Annotated in this window: 8 protein-coding genes; 2 read left to right on the top strand and 6 right to left on the bottom strand. The window is 44.5% G+C overall.

The window, feature by feature from the left end:
- Positions 1-53 precede the first annotated feature (53 nt).
- The 3 genes from R7127_RS01890 to R7127_RS01900 form a co-directional block, all read right to left on the bottom strand.
- Positions 54-536 (bottom strand): hypothetical protein, encoded by a 483-nt coding sequence (locus R7127_RS01890; protein WP_064376245.1) that lies wholly within the window; start codon positions 534-536, stop codon positions 54-56.
- Between the two features lie 2 nt (positions 537-538).
- On the bottom strand, positions 539-2617 hold the full coding sequence (gene tssI, locus R7127_RS01895) for a type VI secretion system tip protein VgrG (protein ID WP_005373412.1): 2079 nt from the start codon (positions 2615-2617) through the stop codon (positions 539-541).
- A gap of 72 nt (positions 2618-2689) precedes the next feature.
- On the bottom strand, positions 2690-3208 hold the full coding sequence (locus R7127_RS01900; protein ID WP_005373415.1) for an Hcp family type VI secretion system effector: 519 nt from the start codon (positions 3206-3208) through the stop codon (positions 2690-2692).
- Between the two features lie 456 nt (positions 3209-3664).
- Here R7127_RS01900 and tssH point away from each other — a divergent pair, with 456 nt between their 5' ends.
- Together tssH and R7127_RS01910 are read left to right on the top strand one after the other, a co-directional pair.
- A complete protein-coding gene (gene tssH, locus R7127_RS01905) occupies positions 3665-6343 on the top strand; it encodes a type VI secretion system ATPase TssH (RefSeq protein WP_064376250.1) in 2679 nt (892 codons plus the stop codon).
- Complete coding sequence (locus R7127_RS01910; RefSeq protein ID WP_172563742.1) at positions 6330-7961, top strand: sigma-54-dependent Fis family transcriptional regulator; 1632 nt, start codon at positions 6330-6332, stop codon at positions 7959-7961. The genes tssH and R7127_RS01910 overlap by 14 nt, the downstream gene beginning before the upstream one ends.
- A gap of 80 nt (positions 7962-8041) precedes the next feature.
- Here R7127_RS01910 and R7127_RS01915 read toward each other — a convergent pair whose 3' ends face one another.
- Genes R7127_RS01915 through R7127_RS01925 form a run of 3 tightly spaced genes read right to left on the bottom strand, consistent with a single transcriptional unit; the run spans position 8042 to position 15582 of the window.
- Positions 8042-12787: an OmpA family protein gene (locus R7127_RS01915; RefSeq protein WP_064376244.1), complete on the bottom strand. Its 4746-nt coding sequence runs from the start codon at positions 12785-12787 to the stop codon at positions 8042-8044.
- A complete protein-coding gene (locus tag R7127_RS01920) occupies positions 12787-13866 on the bottom strand; it encodes a hypothetical protein (RefSeq protein ID WP_033906402.1) in 1080 nt (359 codons plus the stop codon). Before R7127_RS01920 ends, R7127_RS01915 begins: the two co-directional genes overlap by 1 nt.
- Before the next feature lie 3 nt (positions 13867-13869).
- Positions 13870-15582, bottom strand: a complete 1713-nt coding sequence (locus R7127_RS01925) for a hypothetical protein (RefSeq protein WP_033906401.1) — start codon at positions 15580-15582, stop codon at positions 13870-13872.
- Between the last annotated feature and the right edge of the window lie 180 nt (positions 15583-15762).

Consider the following 15762-nt stretch of genomic DNA (forward strand, 5'->3'; position numbering starts at 1 on the left):
AGTTAATACAAAGTAATTAGCTAACTCGACGTAAATTAGCTAATGCTAGGTAATTAGTTAATTGCGATCGTTCCGCCTTGAATTTTTTGTGCTTTTTCTGCTTGAGAAGTGACGTACTTCGCTTTAGTGGTAATTCGTCCATCGCGCCCGCTATAGCGAGTTTCTGTCTCACCACTTTTGACTACCAACTCTTGTTCTGTCTCGATAACCATCTTCTTCGCTCGCAATACAAACTCGTCAGAGTCATCCAGAATGGAGAAGAAAATGTCCGTCACAAGAGGCAAGCTTAAGTCGTCGTTCAAAAACTCAACTCGACAACTTAATCGATTATCGATAGCCATTTGCAGTTCAGAACGACGAAAGCCACGTCCCAGTCTCGCAGTGAGTGGCTGCTTAAATGGGTTACCATCAAAATCAACTCGCACACTGCCCGTAGACTCATTGATAGCCACTATTATTCCAAAACGCGAAAAGCAAGCCGTTGATTCGGCTTGCTGCTCTGATATTACTTCTGTTGTAAGAGGTTGTTTTTCCATTGTTAGTTAACCACTACGTTGCCACCTTTCACGACGACTTTGTCACTGCCTTCGATCGTAATAGCCGAGCCTGATAACTTTATTGAACCATCACTGTTCATCACTAAAGAGGAACCACCCGTTTTCAATACAATCTTGTCGCCACTGATAATTTGCGTTGCACCATCAGCTTTATAAGCGGTGTTCCCTTTCACTGATACCGTTAAGTTGCCACCAACCGTCTGGTTATCATCCGCACCAATATCTGAACTCTTAGACGCACCGATAGTAAGGTTACTGTTTTCGCCAATATCTAAGTCATCATTTTTACCGATCTTAGTCGTACGGTTATCACCAATTTCTAAGTCAGAATTGTTTTTCACATACTGGGCTTCGTTCGCGTTGTATGTAACGGTAACGTCTTGCTCGACTGTCTCCGTAAACGTACTGTTTACCTGTGTCGTTTTATGCCCATGAATGGTTTCTTTATGGTCACCATGAACTTCATTCGTTTGGTGACGTGCAACCTTCAAGAATTCATCTTGACCGATATCACGGTAACGGTTGTTGAGCACCTTGGTCGACATGTCTTTTTGAGCGTGAATATAGACTTCTTCTTGGTTCGCTTCGTCTTCAAAACTCAACTCGTTGTAACCTGTTCCTTTGTGCGTTTGCGTGCGGAACGTGGTACGAGTTTTGTTTTCTGGCAAAGAGTACGGTGGGAAATGCAAACCGTTGTAAACTGCGCCCGTAACTAACGGACGATCTGGGTCCCCCTCAAGGAAAGTTACTACGACTTCGTGGCCAATACGCGGCAAATAAACTGCGCCCCATGTTGGCGCCGCCATGGATTGGCTTACACGAATCCAACAGCTTGAATGCTCGTTGTTATCACCGTAGCGATCCCAATGGAACTGTACTTTCACTCGACCAAGCTTGTCGGTGTAAATCTCTTCACCTTCTGGTCCTACAACGACCGCCGTTTGAGGGCCATCCACTACTGGTGCCGCTAGTTTAGGCGCTTTAAACACCACATCACGTGGAATACACGAGAACTGGTTGTAGTAAGTGGTTGGCATACCACTCGCTTCATCTTCATGCACTTGCGGATCTTGACCTGTGTGCATTACGGACAACATGAGGTAATCGCGGTTAATCTCAGAACGCGGGTGGTCACTGACGTTAAAGCTGTAACCAGATGCTAAGCGCATTACGTCACTCGTTGCTTCCACTTGTTGATTATCGACTATGTGTTCCGACATCCACTCCGTGGTTCTCACCTGCCCCATCAGCGGGTCGACGTATCGTCCAGGATAATCAAACTGCTTGAGATCTTGGTCTAGCTCGCCAGCCTGTGTCATCTCTTGTGGAATTTTAGGGTGTTCGTAGTTGTAATCTGTGTACGTAACCTGTCCCGTTCTAACGCGGTTAACTAACTCGAGATCAGAGATATGTTCGCGATCGGCAACACCGCCACCATCGGCATGATAAACAATCGGCCCAATGTAAGAAGCATTTAGTGGCGAGCTTATCAAAGGTGCAATCGCGTCATTACTGTCGACAATGACCATCGTATGATTTGAATCGCTATGGTCAAAGTAATACCACATACCGTGTTCAGCCATCATACGCTGCACGAAGTGCAAGTCAGACTCACGGTATTGCAGAACGTATTCTTTTGGAGGATAAGTACCCGACACTTCAAATCGGTAATCGGTGACTGCTCCATCATCGAGTACTTCTGTGATGATGTCTTGCGCTGACTTTTGCTGGAAAATACGACAATCTTGGCGCTGAGATAAGAACCAAGCTTGAGGAACCAAGACTAATTGATAACGAGAAAAACGACGTCCAGTCCCTAAGTAACGAACTTCATTCACCACGCCGTTGAACACACGCGCAGCCCCAACACCTTGTCCGTAAAGTGTCAATGTTCCTGCTTTACGTATTAACTCATCGAACGAGATATCTGGATCAAGTGAAAGTAATGAGAGATTGATGTGGAAAGGCTTAGATAACTCTTCATGAACATGAAAGCTCTCAACCCGAAATTCATGCCCACATCCAGGCACTTCAAATTTAAATTCTACGTCATTCACCATATCTTTTACCTGATACAAATAATCGAATTAGGGCCAACAATCGTTGGCCCTGAATCTTTACGCGACGAGCAATTAAGCTTCGCGTGGAGCACGCCAGTCGTCGTTACCCGCAGTACCACAGTTTTCGTGAGTTACTTCGATCGCACGGTAAGTGAACTTAAGCACTTCTTCTGTCACGCGGTCAGCTGTTGCTGCGTCTTGACAGTGGTTCATACGAGTTTGGATATCGACAAGTAGCGCATCAATCAATTTGATTGAGTAGTAGTGCTCTTGTTTACCTTGAACTGAAGTACGGTAGAAGCGGATCACACACTCAGGAAGTTTTTCGCCAGATACTAGTGCGTTGAATAGTAGTGGAGATGAGCGATCTTGAACTTTAGTTACAACAAGTGGACGGTGTACACGTTGACCAGTTGGCTGACCACTTTGTGGATCACGTGGAACAGTTAGCACGTGATCAAGTTCTTGTACTAGGAACTCATCAACGTGAGCTTCTTGCCATGTGTTACCTACTGAATCTGCAGAGTAAGTATCTTTAGTAATATGGCCTTGAGTCTCACCTTGGATAGACATATATGCTGGAGTTGGCATCGCTATTTCCTTTTCTAAAATCTGTTTTGTTTAAATCACCAAATCGCTTATCACCGCGACTAGTTGGTATAATCAAAGTCCGTGCCAACCTTAAAAATCAAACAAAAACAACAACTTAAGCAATACCAGGCATTGTTCACTAATATATTGAGTACAATTTATTGGATAAAAAACCAAAAAGTTGGATTAAGATAATAATAAATTGTTCTAACTTTAAAAAGTGAAAATAACCATATAAAACCGTGTAAATAAAGTCATTAAAACTAATAAATCCGACACTTTTACTATCAATTAATTTAGAATAACAACGCCATTAAAATAACCACAAACATTAATGTCACAATAATCATTAAAAATAACCAACAAACGATAGTCAAAATATCTTGATAAAAAAAGAACGCAATTACTTTTAGTATAATAGCCGCTACCTCTTTTCCTCTAAAGAATAAAATGGCTATGATAAATATAAACCTTTCTTCATTAATTCAGCGTCTACACCCGATTGCAAAAGTAGCATTAGAAGACGCCGCTGCACTTGCAGTCTCTGAAAAAGCAAACGAAGTTCAAATTGAGCATTATTTACTGAGTCTATTAGAAAGGCCAAATAGTGATTTTGACGTCTTATTAAGTCATTTTGATTGTTCTGAGAACTTATTAAGACAATCGGTTCGATCCACACTCGACACCAACGCCAAAGGAAATGGCAGCAAACCTGTTTTTTCTGCTTTATTAATCGAATGGTTGCAAGAAAGCTGGCTGGTTTCTTCTTTAGATCTATCCGAAACACAAATCCGCTCTGGCGCCCTACTCCTTACTCTTGTTAGCAACCCTCTCCGTTACGGCCAACATGGTTACGCCTCTATCCTTGAGGCGGTAAATCCTGACAGCCTTAAGCGTAACTTTGCAGAACTAACAAGCCACTCTATTGAGGCGCAAGTTGCTAATTCAGAGAAAACACAAGCTCGTGAGGATGGTTCAGCACTGAGTAAGTTCACGACAGACTTCACTGGTAAAGCACGCAAAGGCGAAATCGATCCTGTTTTCTGCCGTGACCAAGAAATCCGCCAAATCGTGGACATTCTTGCTCGTCGCCGTAAAAACAACCCTATTGCTGTTGGTGAACCGGGCGTTGGTAAAACCGCAGTAGTAGAAGGCTTGGCACTTAAGATTGTACAAGGTGACGTACCAGACAACCTCAAAGGTGTTGAGCTTTACGGCCTGGACATGGGTCTTCTGCAAGCTGGTGCAAGCGTAAAAGGCGAATTCGAAAAACGCCTAAACGCAGTATTGGATGAAGTGAAAAACTCGCCAACCCCTATCATTCTTTTCATCGATGAAGCACACACCCTTGTTGGCGGTGGTAACCAAGCGGGCGGCAGCGACGCGGCAAACTTGCTAAAACCAGCCCTAGCGCGTGGTGAAGTGAAAACCATCGCTGCGACAACATGGTCGGAATACAAGAAGTACTTCGAGAAAGATCCTGCTCTTGCGCGTCGTTTCCAATTGGTGAAACTCGACGAACCGTCTCCTGAGCAAGCAGCATTGATCATTCGTGGTCTGCGCCCAGCATACGAGAAGTCACATAACGTTTACGTGCGTGACGATGCTATCACTGCTGCGGCAGCACTTTCTGCTCGTTACATCTCTGGCCGTCAACTGCCAGACAAAGCGATCGATGTACTAGATACGGCGTGTGCACGAGTGAACATCAGCCTTAATGCCATTCCTGCTTCTGTTGAGACTCTGCAGCAAGAACTTGCAGCTCAACAGCGCGAGCTTGAAGCACTTGAGCGTGATGCTCTGCAGCAAACTGGCGACAAGCACAGCCTTGCTAACATTCCAGACCTAAAACTGGCAATGGAAACAACGAAAGAAGAGCTAGCAGAACAAGAAGCGCAATGGCACAAAGAAAAAGAGCAGATCCAAGAGATGATTGCTCTACGCTCTCGCTTACATGAACTGGTCTTTGGCGAAACAAACGAAGAAGAGCTTGTTGCAGACGAAGATTCAGAACAAGAGCAAGACGTTTCTCCATATGCAGAAATGGATGAAGAAGCCGTTCGCATTGCAATTTCGGGCTGCCAAGAACAGCTAGATGTAATCCGCAATGGCAACCCACTGGTTCACTTTGAAGTGGGCCCAGATGAAGTCAGCCATGTGATCTCGGACTGGACTGGTATTCCAATGGGTAAGATGCTTCAAGACGAAGCAGAAACCACGCTAAAACTGAAAGAAAGCCTAACACAAAGCATCAAAGGCCAAGAATACGCTATCGATGCACTGTCTGAAGGCATTCAAACCGCAAAAGCAGGCTTAGGCAACCCAGACGCACCAACAGGCGTATTCCTGCTGGTTGGCCCAAGTGGCGTGGGTAAAACCGAAACTGCTCGTGCAATTGCTGATCAAATGTTTGGTGGTGAGCGCTTTATGACGACCATTAACATGTCTGAGTTCCAAGAGAAGCACACGGTATCTCGCCTAATTGGTTCACCTCCGGGTTACGTAGGTTACGGCGAAGGCGGCATGCTGACAGAAGCGGTTCGTCAACGTCCATATTCTGTTGTTCTTCTTGATGAAGTGGAAAAAGCCGACCCTGAAGTGTTGAACCTGTTCTACCAAGTGTTCGACAAAGGCACGCTGAACGACGGCGAAGGCCGCACAATCGACTTCAAGAACACGCTGATCATCATGACCAGTAACCTTGCGACGCATGAGATCGAATCTTTGGTTCATCAATCCAAAGACATCGATGCAAACATCATCGCAGAAGCTATTCGCCCTACTTTGAACCAACACTTCAAGCCGGCGCTGTTGGCACGTATGTCAGTACTACCATTTGTTCCGCTGTCTGATGAAGCAATGACAGAAATTATTCACCACAAGCTGAACAAAGTTTCTCAGCGTCTACAGAGCCATCACAAGTTGTCCCTGAGCTACGAAGAAAGCTTGGTTGAGTTCGTACTAGGTAACTGCCGCCTTGCTGAAACGGGCGCGCGTAACATCGACGCAGTCATCAACCGTCAGTTGCTGCCGCAACTATCGACTCAGCTATTAGTGCATAACAAGGATGATTCACATACGCAAATCGAAGTGTCTGTCGATGAGCAAGGAACACTAAACTATGCGTTCAGCTAACCATAGCGAACTTAGTAACGCCCTACTTGCGATCAGTCAGTCTTTGGCTGATCGCAGCCAGCTTACCCAAACCTTGGATGCCGTGTTGACCGCTGCGAGACAAATGACCCTCGCAAAGCACGGCATCATTTATGTTTTGGACCAGACTGGGCAGGCGTTGATTCCAAGTACCGCTCACCATAACGATAAAACTATCGTTTCCCACCCTTGGGAAGCATTACAGTTAGACTCAGCCAGTGAGAACGATCCATTCAACTTTGCCATTCGTAATGGTGAAGTGGTGTTGATTAACGAGTTGTATAAGTACAACGGCTATGACTGCGAAAGCATCTATCAAACTGAGCAGACACTGAGATTAAAAAGCGAGAACTTATTGGCTTGGCCTTTGATTGATAGCGAAAGCAAAACCATTGGACTGTTAGTCTTACTCGATTTAAGTGTTATCGACAATGAAGCTGCATTGACTGAGTTTTGTCGTATGGCCGCGAGTAATATTCGCCAAGCTGTGTGGTTAGAGCAATACGGGCAAGTGATTAAAAATCTCAATGCAGACAATCACGCCCTAATGCGTGAGAACACTCAACTCAAAAAGCGTACCCAAAAAACCTATCAGGGTCCTATTGCAGAGAGCGAAGAAATGCTCAATGTCTTGAATCGTCTTGATAAGGTGCTATCTCTTCCTGTCGACGTTCTGTTGCGTGGTGAAACGGGCGCTGGTAAAGAAGTGATCGCGAAATACATTCACGAAAACTCTAATCGTTCAGAACAACCTTTGATCGTACAGAACTGTGCCGCAATCCCAGAGCAGTTATTAGAGTCAGAACTCTTTGGCCATAAGAAAGGCTCATTCACTGGCGCGGACAAAGACAAAGTCGGTTTGTTTGAAGCAGCCAACGGCGGCACACTATTTTTGGATGAGATTGGTGATATGCCAATGCTACTGCAGGCTAAATTGCTGCGTGTGCTACAAGAACGTAAAGTTCGCCCAATCGGCACCAGCAAAGAGATTGATGTGGACGTGCGCGTAATCGCCGCAACCCACTGTAATCTTATGCAGCAAATCAAAGATGGCGGATTCCGTGCCGATTTGTTCTATCGTTTGAATGTCTTCCCGATTACATTGCCACCTTTAAGAGCACGCAAGTCGGACATCCTCCCTCTCGCAGAGCACTTCGTGCAACACACCACCAACACGCTAGGTTTGCCGCAAGCGCCAGGGTTAAGTGCCAACGTACGTAAACAGCTGCTTGCCTACCAATACCCAGGGAACGTGCGTGAGCTTAAGAACATCATTGAGCGCTCGGTGCTACTGTCCGATTTTGAAACCATTACTCACATTGAGTTTGGCGAACAAATCCCAGAAGATGTACCAAGTATCGACATGAAAGCAGCTTCACCTACCCCAGAGCAACCTGCTTACGAGCAGCAAGCACAAGCGGATTTAGAAGACGTTTCAAAGAGCCTTAAAGACGTCGTTAGCCAATACGAGCGTACAGTGATCATCGATTGCTTAAATGCCTGCAATTGGCACACCAAGAAGGCCGCTGAGCAATTGGCGCTGCCAATGAGCACACTCAACCACAAGATGAAGAAATACGACATTTCTGCAGCGGGTTGATGGGGCTTAAAAAGAAAATTCTAAATTCAGTATGAAGTCATAAGAAAAGAAAAACCGCCCGAAGGCGGTTTTTTTGTATGTTACTTTGCCTGTAAAAGAGCGATTTCCGGAGCATTGAGCGAAGACGCTTGTTTCGTTATCCAATTCTCAACATATCCTTTCTGCTCGTTCTGTACCCCTAGGTTTTTCCAGTGTAAGTGATTCGCCTCACTTGTCGCATTTTCCTTTTCAACCGTTTCTATCCATGGCTTACCCGTCATGAAGTCTTTCACCGCAGGAACTTGAAGCTCAAACTTCGGTAGTTCATAACCTTCACTTACATCCATTTGTTCAAATGAAGCCAGCTCAAGTTTGATAGGTTTTAGATCATTACCATCTAAAACATCACCAAAAGGTCTTAAACCATTAACTAGTTTGCCTGTAGGCGACACATAAGAGTACTCAAAGCGAATGATATAAAGGTACTTTTTCTCGCTTGAAGTTAATAAACGGGAGAAATTCGCGTCATTCTGATCAATAAATTGAACGGCGCTTTGCTCCAGACCTGTACGCTTAGTCGCGCCGCTATCGTCAAGCTCTAGATCAAAAACGGTTCTTGTTTCTATTCCATTATACCCAGTATTTGACTTCTCGGTAACAAGACGAGAATGAATGTTGACCACTCCAGCATAATGCATCACGTCATGTTTAACTGGACCATCTTTGATCTGCAGTTTCACCCCACATTCAATGGCATTGAGTAACATTGTATCGTAATCGTCACTCGCACGATCATCCCCTAACACCGCAAAACAAAGTGAGAACCGTTGCTCTTTCGACCAATCAAACTTGTTGCTTATCAGTTTATTCGCATTGCCTTCACCCCAAGCAAGGTCACCGTCAATTTCAACACCAGGCAAAATAATAAGGTTGCCATCGATCACCTTCGGTGTAGTGTCTCGGGATGATGCAGACTCACTCATGACAAACTCTTCGATTAAAAAGTCAGTGTCTGTGAGTTTCGTCTTTTCCAATGTTCGACCGTTAAAGTTTTTCGCTTCTTGTGCAGGGCTTTGACCATCGATACCAAAGTTAACTTCAGTAATATCTAGAGTGTAATTTTTATATGTACCCAAGCCCTCTAACTTACCCGCTAGCAAATCATGTCCTCCTAGTGAGAAGACATATCTCATCTGCTCAAAAGCACCAGTGTCTCGAACATATTCAAACACGCTTTGACCTGTAAAGAAGGCTTTCACCTCATCTATGACTTTAACATTTGGACATAACGGCTTGATGCCATGGATTAAAAACTCACCAAATTCATATGTTGGTTCAAATTCAAGACCATGCAATTCCTCAACACGCTTACTCTTAAAGTGTTCTTTAATCGCTTCATCAGGGTCTTCGAATTGAGAAGCATCCATTTTTGTAAACAACACATCAAAGGTTGGCCCATGAGAGTCCAAACCAACAACAGCGGCGCGATAAGCGACCTCCTGTAAAAACAGTGCCTTAGATGAGACATTGTCTTTTAAAACCACCTGTAGTTTCACGCGAGTTTGTGGGCGTAGCTTTCGTCCATTCTGCGCAAATGCCCACTCTACATATGGCGTCCATTTAGCACCGTCTTGAACCAGCAAGCGGCTGAACTCTATATCATCATGCCCAAGTTCTACTGTAGCTAAGTTGAAGTCGTGACAAAATGCCTTTAGGCCTTCTCGGATAGAAGCTCTTTCTTGCAAGGACTCATCTGATTTTCGGTCCAAGAATAGACGTGTTTGTACAGGGAATCCCGTATTAAATGCCCCCCCTATTTTTTCACCGTAACTCCATTGTAACGAGCTATTGGCATCTGATTTAGAGAACAAACCAGATTTTTTAAAGCGGTTTACCCAGTTCAGGGCCAGTGTATTACCATCATTGACTGGAATTTCCCAGTTATCACTCATGACATACAGCTGAATAAACTCGTCAACTCGATAATCCTCAATGAAATCATCAAAGTCCCCCGTCAGGCTCCACTTAGCGCGGAGAAGCGTTAGTAACTCAATCAATGAATTCAAAGCATAAGAGCGCAACAAAAAGCGCTTCAACAATTCATCATGATTCGCCTGTTTTTTGAGAAAGTCAGCTAAGCCAACAGCATCAATGACCTGAGGTTGAAGGTCTTGACTTATCCCTTTGTACAGAGAGATAAGCTCTTTGTTGATGCTACTGAGTGTCTTTAGCATGCTTTTGTTGTTGTACTGAGCTTTGATCTCCTTAAACGTCGCATCACCAAAAAGGTCGCCATAGAAATCAGTTGCAGCGCCCAAAAGATCTGCACCCACTTTACCGGCAAAATAATAGGCAGCCACTGGTGCGGCAGGCGTCCAGATTGCGACACTTGCCATTGCATCAACGGCAGCAATAATCAACTTATCTTGAGCTTCCTTTGCCGCAAGCTGATGCCCTTCCCAAATTTGATGCGCGCGATTTAATGCCATCGTTCCCGAGCGGCTCGGTGGTAGGGAAACCGCAAAGTCAGGGATGATCAACCTAACCTCTACACGTCGGTTCACAGCGATATCAGCAGTATCTGATCGGTCGTTAACGTCGGCATAACCTTCGATATCATCAATCAGTTGTGACTTACCCTTAAATTCAATCCACAACCTTGATTCTAGATTCGCTCGTTCTTTTTCGCTTGCTTTGGCAAGGATGGCCTCTTTAACGACATCCGCACGCAATCTGGAAATTTTTAAGTTATTTTCATGCGTTCCTATTGGCCCTGCATGGCCAATAATGGCAACTTGGTAATCAGGGTTTTTGGATAAAAGCTGGCATAATTTTTTACATACTTCTATATAGTCGATATGCAGTACTTGAACTTCGTTCTCAAACTCAGCAGAGTTAAACTTGAAGTTCATTCGAACAACGACCCCTTGACCATCAACAAAGATCTGAGCATTCCCTTCTTTACCAAGCGCTTCCTGCACCGCTTCTGCCTTTTTTTGCCAATGTTCTGGATTATCAAAGCGACGAACAAACGTTAAAGAAGAAAGATAGTTTTCAGAGTATTTGCTTAAAGTTTCTTGCGCTTCTTTCGCATTTTTAATTTGTTCAGAGAACGCCGAATATTGCTCTAACGCTTCCTTGCCACTTGCGATAACTCCAATTGCTGGTAGCGCGCGATTTGTTCCGCTCAAAAAATCACTGCTTAAACGTCCAACGCCACGCATGATTTTTGACTCTGGGCCTGCCGCTTTAAAAGCACGTTTGATATAAGGAATATCGATTACATGCTTTCTAAACACTAACGCTTGTGCTTGTTTCAGCGTTAGCTCTTTACGCGCAAAAACCTTTGCAAGGCTGACGCTCTTTTTAACACCACTGGTGGCGGCAAGTGCCGAATGTAACGCGATACCACTCATCAGAAATGGAGGTAAAGCCCCTGATTCACTGTTTTCCCATAGCGCCTGCCCGATGGTTTTCGCCATATCCGCAGGTGGGCCAAAAAGCTTAGCACCGTCAATGGAGAGAAAATCACTGCTCAACGATTCGTAGGTTTTGTTGATCGCAGCATGCAAAGATAACGGTGCGACGCCCGGCTTTTGCTTAGTTTGATAGGTTAACCCCTTTGTCGCGTAGTCTGAATAAGATGGCAACTGATTAGGAAATTGTTGGATGAGCGCTTCCTCTAAGGTGATCATGTCACCACACACGCACGCCATTTTGCCAATGCCCGCTGTCTCGATAAACGTCAGCTTTTCATGCAGCTCATAAGTATATACATTCTGCTCCACATCAGTTTTAGGGTGTTTCATAAACTGCTTTGTGGCATTGGCCTTCAACACACTTTCAGGTAACTTTTTACGTGTTTCATCGAGTGCTTTCCATTCAGTTTCCCAAAATTGGATGCGCAACAAATAAAAACCATCTTCAACTTGGCTAGGGTCAAGGTTAAACAATGCACTTGGTAAAACGTTTTTTTCACCAACTTCAATTGCCCATCTTGCAACGTTGGTATCGACTACCTTCACATTAATCACTTCTTCTGCGGCGCTCTCTAAATCGCCCGCTTTGAGCTGCTTAACCGGTCTAACTAGCGAAACTTCCGCGCCACGATAAAGATTATCAGTGAACAACACTGCACAACTGTGCGTTCTTGGCACAACAAAACCTTTCAGGGGTTTGTTTCTTTTTTTCTGACGCTCTAACCAATCATTGTAACTTTGTTGTTCTGGCGAAAGGTCACCACCAGCATAGGCAGGAGCAAGTTGGTTTACTGCAATTTCAGTAAGTTGGAACTTCACACCCGTTTGGTTTGTTTTGTTGGTCCCATCATCAATGTACTGGGCAAAATGCTTAATGTTTTCTGCAAGACTTACTAGATTTTTTGCGCCCCCAGTACTTTCTGGATCATTCAGCGGCGCAATCATCTGCGCCAACAAACGCAATGGTGGAAAGCTTAATTCATAGCTTTTCCCTTTGCAGATCCCTTCCGGTCGGTTGCCCAACTTGAGTACTTCGTAATTGTTGACATCACTCGGTACAGAACTTTCAGAGTCGACCTTTTCTCCCGATAAAGGTTGCTTACCCATTGCTTGTGGTGGCTCGCCTAAACCTAACTCGACCAATTTTCCCTCTCTGGTGGTGCCCCACAGTGCGGGTTCACCTCCCGACAAGGCATTGACCATCACTGGAGTCAAAGGTATGGGACGAATCTTACCCTCTAGCTCATTTACTTGAGTGAGATCTGGCTGGGAATGCCAGTCCGGCCACACTTCCACACCATCATCGTTCTTTACGGCACTAAAGAAAGCTCCAAACAGATAGACTTCATTATCAAACGTAAAAGCCATTAGTTCGCCTCCTTAAACCAATTTCCTTGATTTGCGGAGAGGTTATACACAATTGCAGGATCTAACGTGCGCCCATAACCCAATGGAGACCAGCTCCACGCTTGTTTAGTATGGTTTTTCTGCACCGACATCAGCATCGCGTTGTAATTTGTTAGCGAAAAACGATTATTTAAACCGATGGCATATTGCATTGCCCCATCACGCTTAATCTGTTTACCTTTCGCTAGGTCGACGACAAACACATTGTGATAGTTGCGATTAGCCGCCCAGACAATGTCCCCTTCTGGACTTATGGCTTTATAATCCGCTTTTGATTTATTCGTCGCTAAGTCCTTATCCCAAAAAACTGCTTTTGCTTTTTGATTTGTATTTGCATCGTAAATAAGCGCAGCAAAATCATTTACCTGATATCTTTTCCCGTCCTTTATGAAGCCAGTATCACTGATGTAAAGATCGGTCTTTTCCGCCTCACCTTTAGCAATATCCCACTTATAAACCACACGACCAACCTTACCAGTGCGGTAATAAACGTAGCTGCTATCTTCCGCCCATAAAAATCCGGAAGGGCCTTCAATATCATGTGGCAGCTTAATCAGCTTCTGGTTTTTGATATCAAAAAGGTAGTTAGTCAAACCAAAACCGACTGCAACGTAACGATTGTTTGGCGAGCGACTGGTTTTATCAACAGTTATGTCACCATCGCCAAGCCATGGCAAATCGGTCACCAAACGTAAATCGGTGCCATCAGTCTTCATACTCCAAATTTTGGTTCGTCCTTCGTATTCATTATACATAGGGTCTGGCTCATAGCCTGAGTCGTTTGATAAGTTGGCCCAAGTAAACTGAACGCGTGGCAAATCGTAAGAGCTCGCGTCATTTAAGTCTTCCCTTGGCCATTCTTTGGCGCGATGGATAAAGTAACGAGGAAAGTCACGTTGTTGGTATGTCGCAGAGTCAGATTTAAAGATCTCACTTGGCTCCATGGTGTAATAGTTGTGTTCACCAATGTAAGTGCGGCCGTCATCTTTACAACCCGCTATCGATAAAGCAGCAAGCAACAGTAATAGTATTTTCTTCATGGTTTAACCTAGCAATTCTGAAATGGGTACATTTTCTTCTACAACGACAAGACGTTGGCTACCGGTGGAGAGGCTCGAATGAACACCTCGAACAATATCGACGCTCTTGACCTCTTCCGGCGGGAATGCGAACCGAAGCGTCATATAACCATCGTCATCTTTCATTGCTGAACGAAAGTACGATTTGTGAATCCAATCCTGTTCTATGTTACGAAGCCCAAAGAAATCGTCCGGCTGATCTGTCAAAGGCTCGTGAAGGTAACGTATAGAAGGCAATGCGCCTCTTGGAGCCAACTTAAGCCCCGCGATATTGCTCTCTTTGTGTTCGTTGATGACTCCACTGCCGATGCCTGTCGATGCGGTACCGGAAACTGGAATAATATTCTCGCCCGCATTATTAAAGCTTTGGGATGAGGAGTATATTTGCAACTCTGAAAGAGACTTAGCAATTGAAGCAGGATCACTCTCTAGCTCAGACAGTTCCGTGTTTGTCAAAGCCAACTCGGAGTAATGGATATAACATTCTTGTGCTTTTCCCGCGACTTTGTATGGCACCCAAATATGCGGTAGAGGAACGCCTTGCGCAATACGCAAACCATCTTTGCCAGCTTTATAAGGGCTTAGCACCGTTTTAACAGTGATAGGATCAATATCTAATTCTGGAAAAACAACATCTACTTCCTCATCTACAAAGCGGAATACCCTAGCACCTTGATCAAGGCTTAGATGTCCCGAATACACTTTCTGACCGGATTGATAAATCTCAAATGCTTCTTCGCCAATATAGTAGTCTGGTACAAGGTTGGCCCCATCAATGTTGACATGTCGTGTTTTCATCGAGGATTCAGGATCATTATTTCTGTAGTACTCTAAATCGACATCAGCAAAGTAGCCTTTTGGTGTAACTTCAACCTCTCGCCAAACTTTGTTATTCCAGATTACATAGAAATAACCTTCTGCAACCAACTCATGTCCATTTGGGCCCTCTAGCATAGGTAGTACAGGCACCAACACGTTATCCCACTCATCCATTTGAATTTCTTTATCAACGGGTTGCATATCTTCGGCGAGTTTAAGCAAAATTGGCTGAGGCTGATCAGTGCAAGGGATTTTGATATAGAGCGTTTTGCCCTCAGCTTCGAGATCTTTAAATGTCGCGAGGCTGCGGTGTTTGTTTTCTGTATCAGCCTTGCCTACAGTCACTTTTTCTTTTTGAGCTTCCGTTTTTCCCAACATCAAACATGCCGCGTTGCTAGACCACTGCCCTGCAAACTCGACAACGATTTTTTGATCTAGACTTGGCTCAGAGGGGACATGCGTGTAACTACGAACTAAAGCAACATCGTCGGTAACCTGCTTGTATCCTGCTTTAAAAGCTTTGCTTTCATTCGAAGCAGATACAGAGTCAACGAGTGATTTAAGTCTAGGGAAGCTTTGCAGCTGAGAGTCCGTCAATGGCGACCGACGAGCAACGGTAGATAATGACACCCAATTGCCTTTTCCCAATTCGATTCTTATAGCAGCTAGCAATGCGCTGGTCGTTTTTTTGGCAGAGATGGAAATCTTTTGCGCCAACTCTTTAGGGAGGTTTCTAAGGATGTCATCTGAATTTCGCAAACGCGAAAGCTGCCCTATACACTCGTCCGGTGTAAGAACATAAGATAGCTCGTTGGAGGATAGCTTCGAGCTAGGTATAAATTTGCAAACTAAATGCATTTGAATTCTCCACAACCAACATCGTAAATATGGCTGCGGTGACAATTAAGCTGATAAGGCTTACAAGTACGATTTGGTCTGCGTATCCTACTTACTTAGCCATTTATTTTCAACGAGATAGAAAAATCGCCCGAAATCAAAAACACCAAAAAAATGGTGACTTTTGCTATCAAAACATGC

The organism is Vibrio sp. 1159 (genome assembly GCF_033340395.1).
GTDB classification, from domain to species: Bacteria; Pseudomonadota; Gammaproteobacteria; order Enterobacterales; family Vibrionaceae; genus Vibrio; species Vibrio alginolyticus.